This window comes from Sphingobacterium tabacisoli (assembly GCF_017908035.1).
In the GTDB taxonomy this organism is placed as follows: Bacteria; Bacteroidota; Bacteroidia; order Sphingobacteriales; family Sphingobacteriaceae; genus Sphingobacterium; species Sphingobacterium tabacisoli.
Genome location: NZ_JAEQMU010000001.1, coordinates 858,570 through 880,485 on the forward strand (window position 1 = coordinate 858,570; position 21,916 = coordinate 880,485).

Genomic DNA, 21,916 nt, shown 5'->3' on the forward strand with positions numbered 1-21,916 from the left:
TATGCGTCAGACTTTGTACGTATTATTTTTTCTCATCGGTTACATCGGTGTGGGCTACGCACAGCAAAAAACAGAGCTCCGCGGTATACTGATCGATGAAAAAAGCAACATACCTCTACCTGAGTTGACTGTATCGCTGGAGAAGAATAAGCAGCAGACGATCAGCAACATGGAAGGGGCATTTCTCTTTGTCAGCCTCGAACCTGGCGAAGACTACCTCTCAGTAACGGGAGCAGGAATACGCCCTTACAGGGTTAAACTACAGCTAAAGGAGGGAAGTAATAATACACTCGAACCGATTTCATTAACCTCAATCCCTCAGATGGACATGCAAACAACAATGGGAATCATTGACGATGATATCCTGCAGGATGAGGGTAATGTTCAAGGACAGGATATACGTTCGTCTGTAATCCTATCCAATGATATCTATTTGAATAAAGTTGGATTCAAGCTTTCTCCATTTCGGTTTCGCGTGAGAGGGTATGATCCCTTTTATGAACAGACCTATATCAATGGTGTACTGGCCAACGATCAATACCGAAAGGTATTTAATTATGCATCTATCGGTGCACTCAATGACCTAACCCGTAATGGGGATGTGGTCAACTACAATAACAGTGGCAGTTTCACTTTCGGTTCCATCGGTGGGGCAGAAAATATAAATATGCGAGCCAGTTCCTACGCCAAAGGTGGAAAAATCACGGGTTCTTACACAAACAGAAACTATTATTCACGAGGTATATTCAGCTATTCAACAGGTCTTATGGACAATGGCTGGGCCTTTACAGGTGCTATCGGTGGCCGATATGCTGATAAAGGATTCATCGAGGGTACTTCTTATGAGAATGTATCTTATGCGCTTTCTATGGAGAAGCAATGGGCTGACGGCGCGCACTCGCTATCTCTGGTCACATACGGATCACCTGTCGTCCGTGGACAGCAAGGCGCCTCCTTTCAAGAGGTCTATGATCTAGTGGGCAACAACCTATACAACCCGAACTGGGGCTATCAGGATGGTAAGGTACGCAACTCACGCATGGTAACGGCCTACGATCCTACAGCAGTACTATCACATATCTGGAAAATAGATGAGAAGACGACATTGACATCAGGTGGTCTATTACATTATGGCCGCTATGCCAGCTCAGCGTTAAACTGGTACAACGCGATGGATCCGCGCCCCGATTACTACCGTTACCTGCCTTCTTACCATAGTATGGACCCTAACACGACTGACCCGAATACCGTTGATTTCTACTATAACTTATGGAAATCAAACGATACGCGTGTCACGCAAGTAAACTGGGATGAACTGTACCGCCAGAACATGGATCCAGAAAATAGGTACAAAAATAATGGAGCGGCACTATATATGGTAGAAAAGAGACATTCTGATCTTCTGGAAGGAACGTTGAGTTCTACTTTCAACAAGCTATATGATAATAATATGCGTCTATTAGCTGGTGTGGAAGCCCGGAAATCTAGATCGTATCAATACAAAACTGTTAGTGACCTCTTAGGGGCAGACTTTGTGCTGGATAAAGATAAATTTGCCGAAAGAGATAATCCAGGAGATGATGCAATTAAACAGAACGACTTACTATATCCGGACCGTAAGGCTTATGTAGGAGATATCTTTGGTTACGACTTTGACATCGATATCCAGTCCGTCAATGCCTGGATTACAAATCAGTATCAGACCTCAAATATCGATTTCTACTACGGAACAAAGTTGACCTATACGGATTTTCAGCGTACAGGCAACATGAAGAATGGACGTTTTCCGAACAGTTCGTACGGACCAGGTAAGAAGCATAGTTTTGTGGATTATATGCTGAAAGGCGCAGCCACCTACAAATTCAGCGGTAGGCACTATCTATCGGCCAATATGAGCTACCAGACCGAAGCACCTATACCAGACCGCGCTTATGCGATGTCGCGTGTTACGGATCAGGCTGTAAAAGGACTACAGAGCGGTAAGGTATTTGCGACTGATATCAACTATATTTTCTCCATGCCCAGTTTATCTGGACGGGTATCTCTTTTTCAGACCAATTTTTACGACCAGCTGGAACGAATGGCCTATTACCACGACTCTCAACGGACATTTGTATTCCACAACCTGACAGGTGTAGATAAAATAAACCGGGGGATAGAGGCCGCAGCTACGTATCGTTTGGATGACAATTGGAGTTTTGATTTCATAGGCACAATGGCGGAGTATTTCTATAACAATAATCCGCTGGGTATCATGAATGCAGAAAACGGTAAAATCATCGACCAGGAGGAACAGGTATACATGAAGAATCTTTATGTCTCCGGTACACCTCAGTTTGCAGGTGTATTAGCGGCACGTTATTTCTATAACTATTGGTTCTTCGAACTCAGTGCCAATGCTATCGGACGGAATTACCTTTCGGCAGCACCATTGCGTAGGCTAGCCTCCAATTACACCGCAATCAACCCGAACAATGAAAAGGAACTAGCAGCCTATAACGCGCTGACACAGCAAGAGCGTCTGGATGATGTAGTCACTTTTGATGCCTCAATCGGTAAGATGTTCTATCTGGCAAATAGAAGGGCGGTTAACTTCAATTTCTCCGTTATCAATCTGCTGAACAATAAGAATATCCGTACCGGTGGCTACGAACAAGGACGCCTGGATACGACTTACCCGAACCGTTTTGCGTCCCGCTATTTCTATATGCAGGGACTGAATGTCTTTTTGAATGCTAGTTATAGATTCTAACATACGATGAATATGAATACGATAAAATATTTACTCTTTGCGCTGTTATTTGTTGCGCTCAACACCTCTTGCGAACGAGAATACGCCGCTCCTCCATTGAATGAACCCAAGTATGAAGGGGCACTCGACAATATCACCATCCAGCAACTAAAAAAACGCTTTGAAAAAATAACTGATCCGCAGCTGATCGAAGAAGACCTCATCATCAAAGGAATCATAACTGGAAATGACGAATCGGGCAACATCTACAAGCAGCTCTATCTACAGGACGGTTCGGCAGCAATCAATATCGGTGTCGACCAGAATGCGATGTATGCCACCTACCAAGTGGGACAAGAGGTCTACCTCCATCTGAAAGACCTATATATCGTCAAGTATGGCGGTGAACTACAGATTGGCATGAATAAAACAAATGCCAACCGTATTGCATGGGAAATATTCAAGTCAAAAGCTTTTACAAACTCTTGGCCCAATGCAGCTAAAGCTCAGCCTAGACTTGTTCAGTTGAATGCTTTGACCGACGATATGGTGCATCAGCTGGTCGAAATACGTGATGTTGTCTTTACAAATGGAGGTAAGAAGCCTTTTACAACAAGAGATGCTACAACAAACGAACAGATAAAAAACATTTCGGGCAATACGCTAGATGTACGTACAAGCAACTACTCGGGCTTTGCCAAAGATATGCTACCAGAGGGTAAGGGTACATTGATAGGGGTGTTAGGACGCTTTAATGGGGGATGGCAGTTGCTATTACGCACCAAGGCGGATGTTAAAGATTTCGATGGCAAAACTCCGGAACCAGAGAAACCACAGGAAGGAAGCTTCTTCAAAGAGACCTTTGGTACTGGTACCTACCCATCAGGCAACAGGCCGAAGCTAGGGGATTTTACCGATTTTGATATGAAAGCGCCTATAAAATACACCGATGAATCAGGATTGGCTGACATACGCAGTGTATCAGGTGATAATGGAGCACATATATGGCTTCCGGCAACGAAAGACGCTACGGTGAAGATCACTGGTATAAACAGCTTGAACAAGGGAGATATCACGCTGAAATTCCAACTGGCGGCGAATCTATTTGATCCAGGAACTACAGCTAACACGAATAACATTAAGGTTAAAATGAATGGGGCATTTGTTAATGTACCTGATAAGGCGTTATCGAATGCCGATGGAGATAATGGTAAATTCTACACCATATCTATTCCAAACATCACAAAGAGTGAACAGCTTATACTCGAATTTGTATCAGGTGCAGACGCCAATAAGGTCGGGTTCCGTTTGGATAATATCGAACTGATAGGAGGAGCATCGACAGGTGGTTCGGGTGATCCAATCATCGTGGGCCCGGCTAAGTAACACATAGATATGAGAATATTGACTATTAAAACACGATATACTATGGTTTCTCTGCTGCTATTGGCAGGGAGCCTTAGCCTCTGTGCACAGCAGAAAAAGTATCAGGTATATACAGCCGCGTTCTATAATTTGGAAAACCTATTTGATACGGAACTGGATTCAGCTATAATGGATACCGAGTTCACACCCGATGGTGCTAATCATTGGACAACCGAAAAATACCGTAAGAAACAGGCTAATATGGCCAAAGTACTATCGCGTATCGGACGGAAATACAGTAGTAGCGGGCCAGCTTTTATCGGCGTATGCGAGATTGAAAACCGCAGGGTCTTGGAGGATCTCGTCCGCCAACCAACACTGGCATCTTCGGGCTATGAAATAGTGCATTATGACTCGCCAGACCGCAGAGGCGTTGATGTCGGACTTTTGTATAACCCTCGCATTTTTGAGGTACAGAGCTCGAAGGTATTTGCGTACCATAAAGAAGATCTACCGGAATATACGACCCGCGACATCCTGTTGGTGAGTGGCAAACTGGCAGGGGAGGAAATGCATGTCTTGGTCAATCATTGGCCTTCGCGCTATGGGGGAAAGTCGTCCGCACTGCGCGAGCACGCCGCCAGCATTGTACGTCATGTTACCGATTCACTATACAAGCAGAATCCAGAGACAAAGATTGTAATCATGGGGGATCTTAATGACGACCCTGTGGATAGAAGCGTACGGGAGGTACTAGGGGCCAAAAAGAATCCGGATGAGGTGACGGAAGGCGGATTGTTCAACACCATGTGGAAGCATTATGAGCGGGGAGTGGGGTCACTGGGCTATCAGGGTAAATGGAATCTATTTGATCAGATCATTATATCAGCCTCGCTACTGGGCGAGGATCGCTCCACTCTCCGTTATTGGAAATCAGAAATCTATAATCCAGAATACTTAATCACGCAGGAGGGAAGATATAAAGGATATCCTTTGCGTACGTTTTCCGGAAATGTCTTTCTGAATGGATATTCAGATCACTTTCCTACTTTGATATATCTTGTAAAAGACTTAAATTAGCCTTATTACTTAAAGTTATTATTCATGCGGATTCTCTACAGCTTCTATTTTTTGACCACCTTGCTCTTTTGGAGCTGTGCTAAAGATGAAAGTAACCCCATCGCTTCACGCACGGTAATGGTGTACATGGCGGCAAACAACAACCTGGCATCAGATGCATACACAAACCTGAACCAGATGGAGGAAAGCTTCAAGGGTATCGACGGCAAATTGGTCGTCTATGCACGTATTTTTGGACAGGCTCCCAAGCTCTACGAGGTAGTGGAAGACAATGGCCCGGAAATCCGCAGTAAAGTCTTGAAAACCTATAGTGACCATAACTCTTCAGATCCAACGGTGATGAAAATGGTGTTTGAGGATATGAAGCTGTTGGCGCAAGCCAGATCTTATGGTGCTATTCTATGGTCTCACGCAACGAACTGGGCTCCGGCCTCATCTTACGCCAAGCCCCGCACCCGCTCTTTTGGGGACGACGATCTTCAAAGTATGGATGTACAAGTGCTCAAGACAGCATTGCCAACAGGACTAGATTTTTTGATTTTTGACGCCTGTTCTATGGCTTCAGTAGAGGTACTGTATGAGTTAAGGAGCGTGACGCCTTATATCCTGGCTTCACCGACCGAAGTACTGAGTGTAGGGATGCCCTACCATCAAATCAGTACACACCTATTTGACAAAGATGTAAAACGAGGTCTTAGCGCTGTGGCTAAAGCCTATGTAGCTTATTACGAAACAAAAACGGGACTGGAAAAATCAGCTTCATTTTCGCTGGTAGCTACAGGCCCGTTAGTGAAAGTTGCACAAGAGACAAAGCGCCTATTATCCAACAATAGTTCATTAATACCCAAAATAGACCGTAGGAAGATACAGCGTCTGGATATGGACCCTGCTTCGATTACGCCAGCATTTGATTTTGTTGATATGTTGGAACAGAACTTTCCTAGTACGGAATTAAATGCGTTGAAACAGGCTATTGCTGAGGCTGTAGTCTTTAAAGCCAATACATCCTACTTTTTAGGCACGCCTATAACTGCATTTTCGGGATTGTCCTGCTATATTCCTGTCAAGCCTGAATACCGTCTTCGTCCATTTTACGAAACACTGGAATGGTCACGCGATGCTGAGTTTCATCGTATGTTTTGGGAATAACAGCTTTATACACGCTCGTCAGTGTGAACGCTGACGAGCGTGTAACTACCTGCTAAATAACAATATAAAACAAGAACAATAAAGTAATTGACTTAACTGCCAATGCTTTTTAGATAAATAGTTTGTATTTAGTCTAAATAGTATTTAATTTTGGCAACATTATGTCAACGGCTAACTTAGATAATGGAATATCGGAAATCAACCGCGATACGTTTCGTATGCTCTATGAAATGTATTGGAATAAGGTCTACAGTTATGCAAAGCGTATCTTAGAGGATGAACAGGGAGCAGAAGATGTCGTGCAACAGGTATTTGTAAGTTTATGGGAACGACGGACTGAAATCCAAATCCAACACATAGAAGGATACCTGATTCGGTCGGTAAAATATGTGTGTCTAAATCAACTGAAGAAAAGACAGCGTTATACCGATAGCGAACAGCAGACAGTAGATAGTAAGAAATCAGACCTAAGAACGGACGACAATATTCTATATCAGGAATTGGAACGAACGATAGAGCGCCTGCTTGGACCGTTTACCCACAAATGTCAAGAGATGTTCCGTATGCGTTTTCAGGATGGCCTAGATAATCAGTCTATCGCTACACACTTTGATCTTTCAGAAAAAACAATTCGAAATAAGCTCTCAATAACCATCGGAGCAATCCGCGAAAAACTCAAAACAGCGGGTTATAAGTAATATAACAGCAAAAAATATTTTTAAAAATAAATCGGGACAATAGTAGCCTTTCGCACACTATCTACTAAATGGCGAAAGATATGAATCAAGATTTATTAAAGCGATACCTGGAGAATAACTGTTCTGACGAAGAGCGTATACAGGTTGAGCACTGGCTGGAGCCTATCGAGATAGACGGTTCGGAAGTATCTGATATAGAATCTCAAAATCTTAATCTAAAAGAACGCATCTGGTTCAACATCAAGGATGAAATCAGTTGCCGTGAGTCTGCAAGAAGAAAAATTGTACAATGGACACGATATGCAGTAGCGGCTTCTGTATTATTGTTCATGACCCTATCCCGAGCAAACTGCCTGTTTTTTAAGACGGATTCGCAATCCAATGCCTTGCGTATTGAACGAATTGAGATGTCTCACGATATAGATTTGGGTAATCAACGTAGTTGTTTTTATAAGGTTTCGAATTTAAGTAATACACCTATTCAATTGACGACCAAAAGCAGTCGTGTATATACATTGAACCAACAGGAAACCTATCTAGCTGTACATTTAGAAGACCCCGGGATCCTTGGAGATCCCGTACTCATACTGTCACCTGAGCAGATAATGATGATGCCCGATTCACCTTTGGCCAATAAAATCGCCGCTTATTTAAATACCGAACTTCCTAAACCTACAACAAACTATTTATAGTATTCTTCCATGAAATCCAAACTTATTCCTGTTCTATTTTTTGTATTGGGATTAATCAGCTTCAATGCTGCGGCTCAAGAGAAACAAAGTCGAACTGTCTCCGGATATATTAAAGACAACTTTGGGCAAGCTGTATCCAATGCCACTATTATGCTAGAAGACAGCAGCAACTCAACACAGACAGATTACGATGGCTACTACAAACTGGAGAACTATCCGACCGATAAGCCTTCTTTCATCACGATTAGAGCTGTAGGCTATATCAAGGAAAGAAAGCCTGTAGCCGCAGGTATGCGACATGTCATCTTAGATGTGCAATTAAAAGAAGACAGACAAACGATTCAAGAGGTGTCAGTCATAGGGCAGAGTGAGAATGAGCGTCATATTCACGAAATTAGAAGATCGGGGTTTGACGTTAGTATCATCGACCTAAATCGCCATGCCAATGAAGCAGCAAATGTAACACAGGTATTAAAAAGAGCAACAGGAGTCACCATACGTGAAGATGGTGGTCTGGGGTCCAACTTTGTATTCCGGATCAATGGGCTAGCAGCCAAAATATTCATCGATGGAATCCCCATGGACAACTTCGGTTCTTCAATGAGCCTAAATAATATCCCGGTCAACCTAGTCGATCGGGTGGAGGTATACAAAGGGGTAGTGCCTGCATTTTTGGGATCTGATGCCTTGGGAGGTGCTGTAAACATTATCACCAAACGAAGGGCGAGGCCATTTCTGGACTTCAGTTATACTTTTGGTTCATTCAATACGCACCAATCGGCTTTGGTAGGGACTTTTACAGATCCCAAAAGTAAGATTTCGGCCCGTCTTAATGCGTTCTATAATTATTCGGACAATGACTATATGATGTATTCCCAAGAGAAATATAATATCCAGCTCGAAAATACAATTAATGGGAAACCCGATTCTATTGCAAAAGCAAGGCGATTTAATGACCGTTATAAATCGGCGATGGGTCAACTGGAAGTAGGGGTAAGGGACAAATCCTGGGCGGACCAGTTTTACGTAGGACTGACTTATTCGCAAAACAATAAAGCAAACCAATTAGGTGCATCTATCAACTCTGTAAATGGTGGACAATGGGTCGAAAGCAACTATCTAATGCCTTCGATAAGCTATAAGAAAAGTGACTTCCTAGTCAACAGACTCTATACGGATATCTATACCAGTTATAGTTTTGACACGCGACATGTGCAAGATACGGCTTCCTATAACTATGATTGGTCGGGCAAATGGACATCTCGTTTTGGTGATTCTAAACCAAACGAAAAGAGCCATGTCAAGTATAAATTAGATAATTACCTGGCTCGGGTGAATCTAAACTATGATTTTGATGCAGAGCGTAAACAAAGTATTAATCTAAACTATAATTACAACAGTAATCGCCAGAAAGAGTTCGATATGATCAAAGGATACGACCACTCTGGATTACCATCCAATCTAGGGCGTCATATACTAGGGCTTTCCTGGCAAAACCAATGGTTTGACAAGCGGCTCTCAAATGTGCTGGCATTAAAGTACTATGGTCTGGCGGCAACAAAAGATATTGATGAACGCAAACCCACGGGACAAGGGGCAGTATCGGGAGATATCACACACTATAAAAAGAATTGGAATTTCTATAGCATAAGTGTAGCATCACGCTATCGTATTACAACTGATGGCGGGTGGAAACTATCGTACGAAAGAGCCTATAACCTGCCTAATATGGAACAGCTCTTTGGGGATGGCCAGAATTATATGGGAAACTGGGACTTAAAGCCAGAGCGTAGCGATAATGTAAACACGGGCTTCTACTATAATACATTCCTGAATGAAAACAATTTCCTAAATATCGATGTGACAGGATTCTATAGGCTGGCCGCCGATTATATCAATACGCGAGTGGTGGGAAAAGATGGAAGTGACTACTTTCAATACTATAATATTCCTGGTGTAAAACTATATGGTTTTGCGGCAGAAGTGAAATATGGCTATAAAGATCTCCTCGCAGTGACCCTCAATGGCTCGTACGACAAAGCCCTTGATAATAAAAAGTATACCGATGACACCAACCAGCAGGTGAGCTTGAGCTATGGCTATCAAGTTCCTAACAGACCGTGGACCTATGGGAGTATGGATGTGAGCTTAATACAAAACGATTGGTTCCAGAAAGGAAGCCGAGTGCAGCTCTCTTATCTGGGGCAATATACCCACTGGTTCTACCTAAGCGAAGCTCATCTTGGATCACTGGCTTCTAAAGACCATATTCCATCCCAGACCATACACTCTGCGGTATTGAGCTATTCTTGGAGCCGAAACAAATACAATATCTCTTTTGAAGGACGTAATCTAACAGATGAAAGAGCGTACGATAATTTCAGATTGCAAAAGCCGGGTAGGGCATTCTATCTGAAACTGAGACTCTCATTAATGTAACATTAAATTATAAGTATATATGAATATCAAACATTTATTAGCAACCTGCCTCGCGGCCACCGCTTTCTTTACGGCATGTAAGGACTCTCCAAATACAACCGACCCAAACCCAATAGACCAAAAGGGAAGCCTGTATAGCGTATGGGCAACTACTGAAAAGGGAAGTTATATATTAACTACAAGTAGCTTGATGAAAGACACTTTGCTTTCTCCAAAAGAAAATAAAGGTATAGATATTACATCGCATATGCCAGCAGCTTTTTATGCGATATATGCATACAATCATCATGGTAAGTTCTATTTATCAAATGACGGTAAGCGTTTTAGTCAGTTTGAAGTAATCAATGGTTCACAATGGAAAGAAACAAACGCATTGTCTTTTGCAAACCCCTTCTTTATGGGAAAAGTATTGGATAATATCAGTACAGCAGAAGAATTGGTACTGACTAAGACAGCAGGGACAACAAACAAGGAAAAAAATGTACTTGAGCAGCCTATATACTACATGAATACGAGGGATATGTCTATTAACAAGACGTTGAATGTAGAGATACCTATGATTAAATACATTCCAAAACAAGCAAATGGCGAGAATGATGACCCTTACATTGTACCTACGAGTATGACGGTAAGAGGGGATAAGCTATTCGTTGGACATAAATACAGAAGTCATATCACAAAACTGGATATTATCGACACCGCTTATGTCTATGTATGTGACTATCCAAGTCTAGCCAATGGTAAAATCATAAAAGACCCTAGGGGTGGATTTACAGCTGGTCACTGGGAAATCAATAAAACCACTTTTCTAGATGACAACAATGACTTGTATGTGATGACAAGACGCACCAACTCTTCAAACTACGGCTTATTACGTATCAAAAACGGAGAGATTTCATTTGACCCGAATTATTTCTTTGACTTAAAAGATTATAATGTATTTAAGAACTCATCTTCTTTAATACAGAAGCTAGGTGCAGGAAAAGCATACATCAGCCCCTACGTGTTGGATCCTGCCAACAAAAAAGTAATCGCCGATTTACGAATATTGATTGGAGGAGGCGAATCACGTACTACCATGAACTTTATGGAGAACGGTAAATTATATGATGTGTTCAAAACGGACGAATCTAAGTGGTACGTGTTTGAATATAATCCAGAAACCAACACTGTAAAACGTGGCGCACAAATCGATCCAGGTGTAAACACAGTGTATCACGTTAATAAACTTAGGTAAGAAAACATTTTACTTTCTAATGCTTTAAGCTGCGTGCATTTATGGCGCGCGGCTTATTTTCAATAATTCCATAAAAATCAACCTATTATTATAACATGTCTGTACCAGCGAAAAAAAAGAAAGTATTGAGTTTCCGTTCGATAAATAACTTTCTACATCTATGGTTAGGCTTGATTTCGGGTGCAATCGTAGTCGTGGTATGCTTTACCGCCTGTCTATGGGTATTTCATGAAGAAATTACCGCATTAGTAATTCCCAAGAAGGAAAAGCAGTATGTGATGGCACGTCATGAATCATTATTATCACCGTCACAGATTCTATCAATTGCAGACTCGTTATATCCTCGGGATTTCGTACGGGGGATTACCTATACCCGGGATGCTCCGGTATCTTTTACCATCAGAACCAATAACGGTGACACGAGTCAGAGAGCCATTTCTCAAGTGCACTTGCTACACCCTTACACAGGGGCTTATCTCGGCCTCAAAACCGAAGACAATTCTGTAGAGGGGCTACGAAGAGAACGACTAGAGAAGTTTTTTGGCTGGGCATTGAAAGGACACCGCTTCTTATGGTTATCGCGTGATGTCGGTCGTCCTATTGTCAACTACGCTACACTGATATTCAGTATCACCCTATTTACTGGGTTGGTATGGTGGTATCCGAAAAAATGGACAAAGTCAACCCGGGATAAAAGTTTCAAGGTGAAGTGGAAAGCTGGGTGGAAGCGGCTAAACCTAGATCTACATAACGTATTTGGCTTCTACTCATTACTGCTTGTTTTGTTACTGGCCATTACCGGTATGTATTATGGTATAACCTGGTTCAACAAAGCACTGTATTGGTCGACTAACTGGGGTCAGACCCTGCCCGAACGTGTATCTGTACAATCTGACAGCAGTAAAATGCATGCTTTAAATGATTTCGGCAATGCGTTTGATAAACAGATAGATGGGATACTGAAGCAATATAAAAACCCTTTCTATCTAAACATAACCTATCCGGATACAGCTAAAGCTGATGCAACAATCCAGGTCTATATCCGTAATGATATGGATAGACAATATAATAATCGATATTACTCTTTTGACCGTTATACTGCCAAATTTTTACCCAATAGTATTTCTCTTTTTAACAAGGATTTTTACGAACTAAGTGGAGGGGAAAAGTTCAGGCGTCTCAACTATGATATACATGTCGGTTCTATATGGGGGCTACCGACCAAAATTCTGGCTTTCTTCGTGACGATAATAGCAGGCTCGCTACCCATTACTGGATTCATAATCTGGTATAATCGGAAATGGGGAAAGAAGAAAAAAAGGGGTAGAAGAGGAGAAGCCTACCAGAATAGAGCAAATATCTCTACTACAGAGACAAAGGCAGTCGCGCCTCGATTACGAAATGTGCCCAAAAGTTAATACGGTACAAACTTATGGATTGATCTAGCACATAGGTAAGTTATTAAAATATTAAAAAGGTCGAACCCTAATGATCCGACCTTTTTGTATTCTCATAATAAAAATCTACTCAATCTAGTACCTCGTGAGTAAAGCGATGTCACCGAGATTCTTTAACTGATTCTGTTGCGTAAATACTACCCGTCCATTCTTGGACCGCACATTCCAGGCAATAGCGCTGACGATATCATAGTCTACTGGTGAACCGTCTTGTTTTTCAATCAACTCGATATCCCGTTCGCCAACTTTCGTAGCAGCTTGCTGGAAGTCCTGATGAACAATCAGAAGTTCGCCATTGCCATCCAAAGCTGCACGATATATCTCTTGTAAGTCAGTGAGCACACGACCCTGAGATACTCCCGCCATTAGGCGCTCTATAGCATGAGCACGTTCCTGATGCTGTATTTCTGCAACTTTGGACCAAGCTTGTTTAGCTAAATCATGAGGAGACAAGCTATTATAATCTATGGCACTATGCCCTATATAGATCTGTTTCTTGTCCGCGACATGCTGTAATGTGGTATAGTTTTCTTCGAGGCTAATGACCAAAAAGGGAGTACCGGTTTCGTTGTACAGCTTTACAGCCCCTTTATCTACATGATTAAAATACTCACGGACGTGATTATCTACCGTACGCGCATCGCTCCTGCGCACTGCTTCGGGGATAAATAGGGGATTGTCGAAGGGGAATTCGTCATTCTTTACCTCGTTGACAACTTTATCTTCAACAACATCAAAAACCTGGGCGCCATGTTGTGATAACACTAATACGTAGTATTCAAAATTCCTATTGGCCATTTTCAATAGTGGAGCTATGGCGAATCGCTCACCTACCGTCACACCATTCTTTTCCACAGGCCAAGGTGAACGCACAATAGATAAAGTCTCCCCACTGATAAAAACATGTAAACTATCTAAGTTATAACGCACATCGATAAAGTTGGCTAGTTCATCCAGTTTATCCAAAACCGGCTGTGCCTCCCGTTTTTCAAAATGCTGTAATACGGACTCCTTCGCTTCGCTAACAAGATTCTTTAATACAATGGTATCCTGAGCGCTATCAGGATGAGTCCGATGGGTATTAAAAGATAAGGTTACGGAAATTTCAGACTGTTGCTCAGCTAGCTCGTTGAGCTGTTGTTGTAATGCCATAGATGAAAAATTAATGGTAAATTGTATATATAAGGAACAGCATAGATTCAAAATTGTTTTGTACCGACACGGTATACGAAGCAAGGCAATGGTATTTCGGAAACGGAAAATGGATCTAGTAAGGCTTAGCAAATCAAGATACTTATGTGAATTTCTAATCCAATTCTTAGGTGGCATTAGATTTTTTTAATACAAACCCAAGTTAGAACTATGCAACCTATCTTTAACCTAGAATAATTAAAATAAGAAAGATATGGGATTATTATGTGGTATATTCAACCTAGGTGGAAGCGAAGTAATGCTGATACTTGTAGTTGCTTTATTTTTGTTCGGTGGTAAAAAATTACCAGAATTGGCCAGAGGTCTAGGACAGGGTATCAGGGAATTTAAAAGTGCACAGGATGGTGTAAAAGAGGAAATAAAAAAACAAATAGACACGCAAGAAAAAGCAGACTAATCCATTGCTCGATATTAGTTTCATCACTTAAAAAGGTGTTATAATTAAGTTTATAAAACCAGCTTAGTTGCTTTATAATTTATTTCATATCCTATCAATTTACATCCACAAGAACCTTATTTACAAGGATAAAACAGAATAATGTAACATTTTAAAGCGAATTAAAAGGTATTAGTTTGATAAACAACCTAATACATTATCACAATACTTTCCTCGAACCAAAACATGCCTATTTATGCATGTTTTGGTTATTTTATTGCTTAGCTTAGCGTCAATTTTTTAACCCAATCGCACGATATAATGAATGCATTTCGCAATTTGACCTGCGTACTTGTGTCTGTTTTTTCCTTACAGATAGGCTGGTCACAAACAACAATGTCTCCTTCCAAAACCTGGCATCATGATAACAAAAATGTAGATCAGGTATGGGGAGTATCTACTATTGATGCCTACAAATGGCTGAAACAAGAGAACATCAACCTAAAACCTATCGTTGTTGCTGTAATCGACGGAGATCTGGATATAAACCACGAAGATCTAAAAACAAAGCTTTGGCAAAATCCAAAAGCCAACAGCAAACATTATCCAAACTCAAATCACGGATGGAACTATCTGGGAACTAAAGATGGACAACTAATCACGAAAGTAGGAACAGAATCTTTTAGAGAATACAAAAGACTACGTCCGAAGTATGAAGGCAAAAAGCGTGAAAACTTCACAAAAGCGGAGGACATTAAAGAATTTGAGTATTTCTTGGCAGCAAAAACGGATTCTAAAATACAGGGATATCTTAACTTCTTCCCATATATCAAATTAACTTATGAAGCATATCACCTTACAGATTCTCTGTTAGCGTTGACATCTACAAATCACAATGCAATTCCGTTGAAAGAAGTTGCAAACTTAAAAAATGCAGATACGCTAAAACAGCAATATATAGACGCTGCTGTACGATCCAGTTATAAATTTGCTGATACAACCTCCTGGGGGCTTATATACGACTATCAAAAGAATGAATACTTCACTGCTATAAAACGTATTGAAAGCTTAAACAACACTTCCAATCCCAGAGACAGTATAGGTGATAATCAGAAGAATATCAAAGACAAATACTATGGAAACAACCAACTGGTTGATTCAAACAGTTATCATGGCACATTTGTAGCCGGACTTATCGCCGCGGCCCGCAATAATGGTATAGGAGTAGATGGAATTGCTGATAATGCCCTTATTATGGGTATCCGTGCAGTACCTGATGGTGACGAGTTTGATAAAGATGTTGCATTAGCAATCCGTTTTGCTGTGGACCATGGTGCCAATATTATCAACATGAGTTTTGGAAAGTACTTTTCACCAGATTCAAAATGGGTAACTGATGCGCTTCATTATGCCTTAAAGAAGAACGTACTCGTTGTACAGGCAGCTGGAAATGACTCAAAAGATCTTAATGTGGTGGCAAAGTATCCTCAAGGCCCAGCGATAACGAACAAAAGGCAGGACTCTTATCTTATCGTTGGCGCATCCACTCCAACAGGAAGCCGTGCTAAATTCTCCAATTTTGGAAGTGAAAAAGTAAACATTTTCGCGCCAGGAGATAAAGTAACATCTACGATGACGGGTAATGAATACAGCACAGCAAGTGGCACCTCTTTTTCAGCGCCTATTGTCTCAGGAATAGGAGCAGTCGTATGGGGAGCGTATCCCAAACTAAAGGCGTACGAAGTCGCTGAAATCGTAAAACTATCAGCACAACGTAACACCACACCGGAACTGGCAGAACAAGCTATTGTACCAGGTGTAGTTAATCTATTGGATGCACTTAAAATTGCAAAAGAATATGTGGAAAAATAGCGTTCTTTTCACAAGCTTGGCTATCTTGAGCCAAGCTTGGGCTCAAGAGCCACCTTCACCATTCAGATATGAATCTGCAGGCTCTCTCGTACTGAACTCGAGCTTAAATCTAGATTGGTATGAGAATACTTTTTACTACCGTTGGGAAACCCCCAATGGTACTTCTTTTTATAGAGGAAATGTAAATCAAAAACAGTCCGAGTGCCTTTTTAGCGAAGAAGATGTTAAACTAGCCTTAACGCAAAAAGGGATTGATGGGGTCAAGAGCTGGAAGTTGTACCGAGTTGAACCTTCCACAAAAAAGAACAACGTTAAGTTTAGTTTTAAAGCTCAGGATTATCTATATGACTGGAAACAGAAAACAGTCTCTGTAATTGCTAAAAAGGAAACGAAGACCTCTGTAGGACAGGCAAAAAACAGCAAACCAGCGCCTTACTGGCAGAAGTTTAATGCAGACAATTCAGCTTATATATTCGCAAAGGGTAATCAGCTCTACCTGAAAAAGGCTGATAAAGAAATTAGGTTAAGTGATGATGGTGAAGCTGATTTTTCGTTCAATACTTCCTCTAACGCAGGCTTAGACACTATCAAGCAGAGTGGTACAAACGCCGTTTGGGCTGGCGATTATATCATTTCATGGCGCGAGGACAAGCGTATGATTGAAGATATGAGTGTCATAAGCAGCTTGCAACAGCCTCGTCCAGTGACAAGAACTTATAAATTCCCAATGCCTGGCGATCAGGAAACCGCAGATTATGCTGTCGAAATATGGGATTCTAAAACTTTAAAGAAGACTAAGGTCGATATTATTGAAGAGAAGGATCAGCGATTGATACTACCTGGACAGTTGATAAATGGCAGGACCTACCTATTTGCATCCCGCCTTGGTGGTGATGAGGAAGGAGTGTATTTCTTACGCCGCAATAGACGAAATGATGAAGTCGAATTGTGTCGTCTGCACTTTGCTTCAGCAAAAGTTGAAGTGTTAATCAAAGAAAAGACAGTTCCTCATATGAATGAACAACTATTCAGTGTTCATGTATTGGACAAGACCAAGGACATTCTTTTTTGGTCAGAGCGCACTGGCTTTGGTAAATACTATCGCTATAATACTAAAGGCAACTTATTGAATCGTGTTGGTCCTGATGGCGACTATGTAGCAGGAGGAATACATCATTTTGATACGGTCTCCAATGCACTCTTCATTGATGTTTATGGATTCCAGAAAGCGAATAACCCTTATTTAAAGCAATACCTAAGAGTTACCCTAGATCAAGAAGGAGGGAAGCTTCTGACCGATCTACCGGATGTACAGCATAGTATCACGCTATCTACAAACAAACGATATTTCTTAGATCAATACTCCTCCATAGGGAAAGCAGGAGTTTATGAACTTAGGGATACCTCAGGGAGGCTGATTATGCATTTAGGCCAAGCGGATATGTCCGGATTAACTGGAATAGGTTGGCGCGCACCGGAGCAGGTCAAAGTTCAGGCCACTGATGCTAAAACAGACTTATATGGGTTAGTTTATACACCCTCAGATTTTGACCCAGCAAAAAAATACCCAGTAATATCTTCGGTATACCCGGGTCCTCAAGATGATTTTGTGCCCCATAGTTTCGTTGTAGATGACAACTACCATCAAAGCCTAGCTGACCTTGGCTATGTAGTTGTGCAGTTACCTTCTCGTGGCTCTTCTCCTTACAGAGGTTTAAAATTTCACAGCTATAGCTATGGTAATATGCGAGATTACGCACTGGAGGACAACAAAAGCACATTAGAGGCTCTTGCTAAAGAGAGGCCATACATGGATCTCGATAGAGTAGGGATATTCGGGCATTCTGGAGGTGGATTTATGTCTGCTACGGCTATCTTAACCTATCCTAAATTCTATAAAGTTGCAGTCGCAGCATCCGGGAACTATGATCCTAACATCTACACACAATGGTGGGGTGAGACCTATCATGGATTAAGCCCTGATGGCAAAAAAGGATACATACCAACAGCACTGGAACTCGCAGCCAATCTGGAAGGCAAGTTGTTATTAATAACTGGCGATGTCGATATTAATGTGCATCCTGCAAATACATTTAGGTTAGCAAATGCACTCATAAAAGCTAATAAATACTTCGATATGATGGTACTTCCGGGGAAAGATCACGGTCTAGGAGATGCCTATTATCAAAATTTGATTCACAATTATTTTAAAAACCACTTAACTAAAAAGAATGAAGGAGAGTAGCCAAACGAGGCGCTATCCCAGTAAACTCATGGCGCTGCTGCTGTGGGGGTCGGTCGCTCAGGTCGGTACTGGAATAGCTTATGCTCAAGAGAACAGTACTGTTGTACAAAAGCAACAGATTACAGCAACAGGAAAAGTCGTTGATGAATACGACAATGCGATCCCTGGCGCTACGATTACCATATTGGGTAGCAATCAACAATTGGTTGCTGATACGGAAGGAAATTTTACCGTAACAGTAGCGAAAGGAACTAAACTACGTATATCATTCGTTACCATGGTACCCGTAGAAGTTACTGTCGCTTCTGACAAGACACTTAAAGTTAGATTACAATCTTATGATATCAATATCGGTGAGGTCGTCGTTACGGGATATGGACAGACGACAACCCGACGTACTACAGGATCTGTTGCTGTTGTAGATGGCGATAAATTAAAAGACCAGCCACTATTCAATGTTGACAAATTATTACAGGGTAAGGTAGCTGGGGTAAGTATAAAATCGGTATCGGGAAGACCGGGTGAAAGCGCACAGGTACGTATACGTGGAGCGAATACAATTACAGGAAATGCGGAGCCACTATGGGTGGTAGATGGCGTGCCTTTGCAAAAGGATATCCCAACTATCTCCTCATCACAGATCAAAAACGGTGATTTTAACACTATTTTCTCTGGAGGACTTGCTGGTATCAATGCCAACGACATCGAGAGTGTTACGGTATTGAAAGATGCTTCGGCAGCGGCAATCTACGGCTCCCGTGCGGCAGGAGGGGTTATAGTTGTGACAACCAAACGCGGTAAAGCGGGACGGATGCAGACGAGCTACTCCAACTATTTTTCGGTGAACACTCGTCCGCAACGTATGATGGATCTGATGGATTCGGAAGAGAAGATTGCTTGGGAGAAGGAATTATGGAATCGTTTCTCTCAAAAGGGTTTTGAAAATAATACACAGTATCCTACGATTGGTTTAGTAGGGATGGTACGTGCAGGTAAAGGACAATATGCTGGATTAACAGCAGAAGAGCAAGAAGAGGTATTACAAAAAGCGACATTACATACTACGAATTGGTTTGACGAACTCTTTCAAAACTCTTTGTCTCAAAGCCACTATCTCAGCATGTCGGGAGGTAACGAACGTAATAGATATTACATTTCAACTGGCTATGGTACAAATAACGGATTGGTAAAAAGGACTTCACACGATCGTTATAATCTTTCCGCAAAGATCGACATTACTCCTAATGATCGCCTATCTATCGGTTTGAATACAGATTTGGCGGCACAGACCTCTAAAGAACCTTCTGTTGGACAGGATTTATTTAAATATGCTTATTTTGCCAATCCTTATGAGCGTCCATACAACGAAGATGGATCCTATCGCCATGATGATACCTTTTATAGCCTAAAACAATATAATGGAGGTGGATTTGATATTTATACACCGCCCAATGGTTATAATATTTTGAGGGAGATCAATGAAACCCACGGTAAGACAGATAACTATTCGGGTACCTTGACTGCTAATGTGGGCTATAAGATCATGGACTTACTTCGTTTCTCAGGTATTGCTTCGTATTCTTATACCAACAATCAGTCCGATAATATCAATGGTCGTTATACTGGTGGTGCATTTAGAGATCGACTTTATTTCGATACGTATCCTTCGAAGCGTCAATATGGTTCTATAACGCAGACCTCCGCAAACAACTCCAGCTATATGTTACGGGGACAATTTGAAGTGGGGAACTTCCTGAAAGGAAAACATTATATATCCGCATTAGCCGGTTCTGAAATTCGTTCTCAACGGGCCAAATCTATCTTTGCTAAACGTTATGGTTACGATGAAGTGACAGGAAATTCATCGATGCCTACTCCTCCGCCACCAATCGGAGGCGATAAAGTGGACTATAACGGCTATATTTCTTATGCAGCGATGGTGGATGCACTTTCCGGACAAACTCGTGTTCAGGATGCATTTGCTTCTTTTTATGTATCGGCAGATTATAGTTATGATAGAAAGTATACCTTGAGTTTGACAGCCCGTACAGATGGCTCAAACAATTTTGGTTCAAATCAGCAGTTTAACCCAACTTGGTCTGCAGGTTTTGCCTGGAATATTGATCAAGAAGACTTCTTTCAATCCATGTCTTCCGTCATTAGCAGATTAAGTCTGAAAGCCGCTACGGGATATACAGGAAATATCAATCGTTCAGTATATCCACAATTAATTATGGATTACCTTAACGATTATCGTAAATCTTATGATGACTACTACCGCATGGGGGTTATCGGTAATGCACCGAATAAGAATCTTCGCTGGGAGAAAACACAAGATTACAAGGTCGCTTTGGATTTTGGACTTTTCAAAAACCGTATCACAGGTTTGTTTGAGTATTACAAACGTAATAGTACAGACTTAGTTACCAGTCTAAGGGTTGCCTCTACTACAGGATTTACAACTCAAAACTTTAATACTTCTGCTGTAGAAAACTCCGGTTTAGAGTTGACTTTAGGTGGTATTCTGATTAAGAAAGATAATTTCAGCTGGGCTATATCTGCAAATGCAGCTTACAACCAAAATACGTTGACTAAGTTCAGCACAGCTACGGGGTCGATTAGCGCGACTTCAAACCAACAGATCAATTATCCGTTAAATAGCATATTCTCTGGTAAAGTTATCGGTATCGACCCAAATACGGGAATTTATAAGTATGCTATAAGACCAGATGCTACAATTGAATCTTTCTCAGATCTACGGGATCCTAATAACTATGTTTTCTATCTAGGCACATCTACTGCTCCGGTAACAGGAGGATTTAGTACGAGTGCCCGGTATAAGGAATGGTCGATATCCGTAGGCGGGAACTTTAGCTTTGGTAACAAAATCTTAGACGAGGTCAATCCAATCACCAATTACAACTCTATTGAAAAGACGGATTCTAAGACGCGTGAGCCTATCCCTACTAGCTACAATGATTTGTATTTACATCACTTGAATGTACCTCGGGATAGAACTAATGTATGGACAGCGGAAAACCCGATTACAGATGCTTACCCTCGTCTTATAGATCACTATGCTACACCATTAGGATTGGAGCAAACGAATCCTACTTCTAGTACCATAACAAGAGCGTCTATGTTGAAAAATGTTTCTTATGTCCGCTTTGGATCTGTCCATATTGGGTATAATTTCAGAGAATCATTATTGAAAAAAATACGATTGAGTAGTGCTGGATTGAATTTCTCCGCCAGCAATTTATTTACCATTACAAACTATGATGGAATTGATCCCGAGACACCTGGAGCAGTATACCCTCTGACTCGATCATTCTCGTTTGGTTTAAATATTGGATTTTAATT

The 21,916-nt window shown here is 41.4% G+C and carries 14 protein-coding genes; 13 read left to right on the plus strand and 1 reads right to left on the minus strand.

Annotated elements, in window-relative coordinates:
* Nucleotide 1: 1 nt before the first annotated feature.
* From JKG64_RS03485 to JKG64_RS03525, 9 genes are all read left to right on the plus strand, one after another.
* The gene (locus JKG64_RS03485) at nucleotides 2-2,752 is read left to right on the plus strand and encodes a TonB-dependent receptor (RefSeq protein WP_210352954.1); all 2,751 of its coding nucleotides are present in this window, start codon (nucleotides 2-4) and stop codon (nucleotides 2,750-2,752) included.
* A gap of 12 nt (nucleotides 2,753-2,764) precedes the next feature.
* Entirely contained in the window at nucleotides 2,765-4,117 is a 1,353-nt protein-coding gene (locus JKG64_RS03490) for a DUF5689 domain-containing protein (RefSeq protein WP_246512465.1), read from the plus strand.
* Nucleotides 4,118-4,126: 9 nt separating this feature from the next.
* Nucleotides 4,127-5,176 carry an endonuclease/exonuclease/phosphatase family protein gene (locus JKG64_RS03495; protein ID WP_246512466.1) on the plus strand — a complete coding sequence of 350 codons (1,050 nt, stop codon included), beginning with the start codon at nucleotides 4,127-4,129 and terminating at the stop codon, nucleotides 5,174-5,176.
* A gap of 24 nt (nucleotides 5,177-5,200) precedes the next feature.
* Nucleotides 5,201-6,325: a clostripain-related cysteine peptidase gene (locus JKG64_RS03500; protein WP_210352956.1), complete on the plus strand. Its 1,125-nt coding sequence runs from the start codon at nucleotides 5,201-5,203 to the stop codon at nucleotides 6,323-6,325.
* A gap of 161 nt (nucleotides 6,326-6,486) precedes the next feature.
* Entirely contained in the window at nucleotides 6,487-7,023 is a 537-nt protein-coding gene (locus JKG64_RS03505; protein ID WP_210352957.1) for an RNA polymerase sigma-70 factor, read from the plus strand.
* Nucleotides 7,024-7,103: 80 nt separating this feature from the next.
* Nucleotides 7,104-7,715, plus strand: coding sequence for a hypothetical protein (locus JKG64_RS03510; protein WP_210352958.1), 612 nt, complete (start codon nucleotides 7,104-7,106; stop codon nucleotides 7,713-7,715).
* 9 nt (nucleotides 7,716-7,724) lie between these two features.
* Complete coding sequence (locus JKG64_RS03515; RefSeq protein ID WP_210352959.1) at nucleotides 7,725-10,154, plus strand: TonB-dependent receptor; 2,430 nt, start codon at nucleotides 7,725-7,727, stop codon at nucleotides 10,152-10,154.
* A 19-nt stretch (nucleotides 10,155-10,173) separates the two neighbouring features.
* Nucleotides 10,174-11,391, plus strand: coding sequence for a hypothetical protein (locus JKG64_RS03520; protein ID WP_210352960.1), 1,218 nt, complete (start codon nucleotides 10,174-10,176; stop codon nucleotides 11,389-11,391).
* Nucleotides 11,392-11,486: 95 nt separating this feature from the next.
* Complete coding sequence (locus tag JKG64_RS03525; protein ID WP_210352961.1) at nucleotides 11,487-12,809, plus strand: PepSY-associated TM helix domain-containing protein; 1,323 nt, start codon at nucleotides 11,487-11,489, stop codon at nucleotides 12,807-12,809.
* A 114-nt stretch (nucleotides 12,810-12,923) separates the two neighbouring features.
* On the opposite strand, the gene JKG64_RS03530 is transcribed toward JKG64_RS03525, so the two are convergent.
* Nucleotides 12,924-14,000: a baeRF3 domain-containing protein gene (locus tag JKG64_RS03530; RefSeq protein ID WP_210352962.1), complete on the minus strand. Its 1,077-nt coding sequence runs from the start codon at nucleotides 13,998-14,000 to the stop codon at nucleotides 12,924-12,926.
* A 253-nt stretch (nucleotides 14,001-14,253) separates the two neighbouring features.
* On the opposite strand from JKG64_RS03530, the gene JKG64_RS03535 reads away from it, so the two are divergent.
* From JKG64_RS03535 to JKG64_RS03550, 4 genes are all read left to right on the plus strand, one after another.
* Nucleotides 14,254-14,457, plus strand: coding sequence for a Sec-independent protein translocase subunit TatA/TatB (locus tag JKG64_RS03535; protein WP_210352963.1), 204 nt, complete (start codon nucleotides 14,254-14,256; stop codon nucleotides 14,455-14,457).
* 300 nt (nucleotides 14,458-14,757) lie between these two features.
* Nucleotides 14,758-16,308 (plus strand): S8 family serine peptidase, encoded by a 1,551-nt coding sequence (locus tag JKG64_RS03540; RefSeq protein WP_210352964.1) that lies wholly within the window; start codon nucleotides 14,758-14,760, stop codon nucleotides 16,306-16,308.
* Nucleotides 16,295-18,553: an alpha/beta hydrolase family protein gene (locus JKG64_RS03545; protein ID WP_210352965.1), complete on the plus strand. Its 2,259-nt coding sequence runs from the start codon at nucleotides 16,295-16,297 to the stop codon at nucleotides 18,551-18,553. Before JKG64_RS03540 ends, JKG64_RS03545 begins: the two co-directional genes overlap by 14 nt.
* Nucleotides 18,540-21,914 carry a SusC/RagA family TonB-linked outer membrane protein gene (locus JKG64_RS03550; protein WP_210352966.1) on the plus strand — a complete coding sequence of 1,125 codons (3,375 nt, stop codon included), beginning with the start codon at nucleotides 18,540-18,542 and terminating at the stop codon, nucleotides 21,912-21,914. Before JKG64_RS03545 ends, JKG64_RS03550 begins: the two co-directional genes overlap by 14 nt.
* The last annotated feature ends 2 nt before the right edge of the window (nucleotides 21,915-21,916 follow it).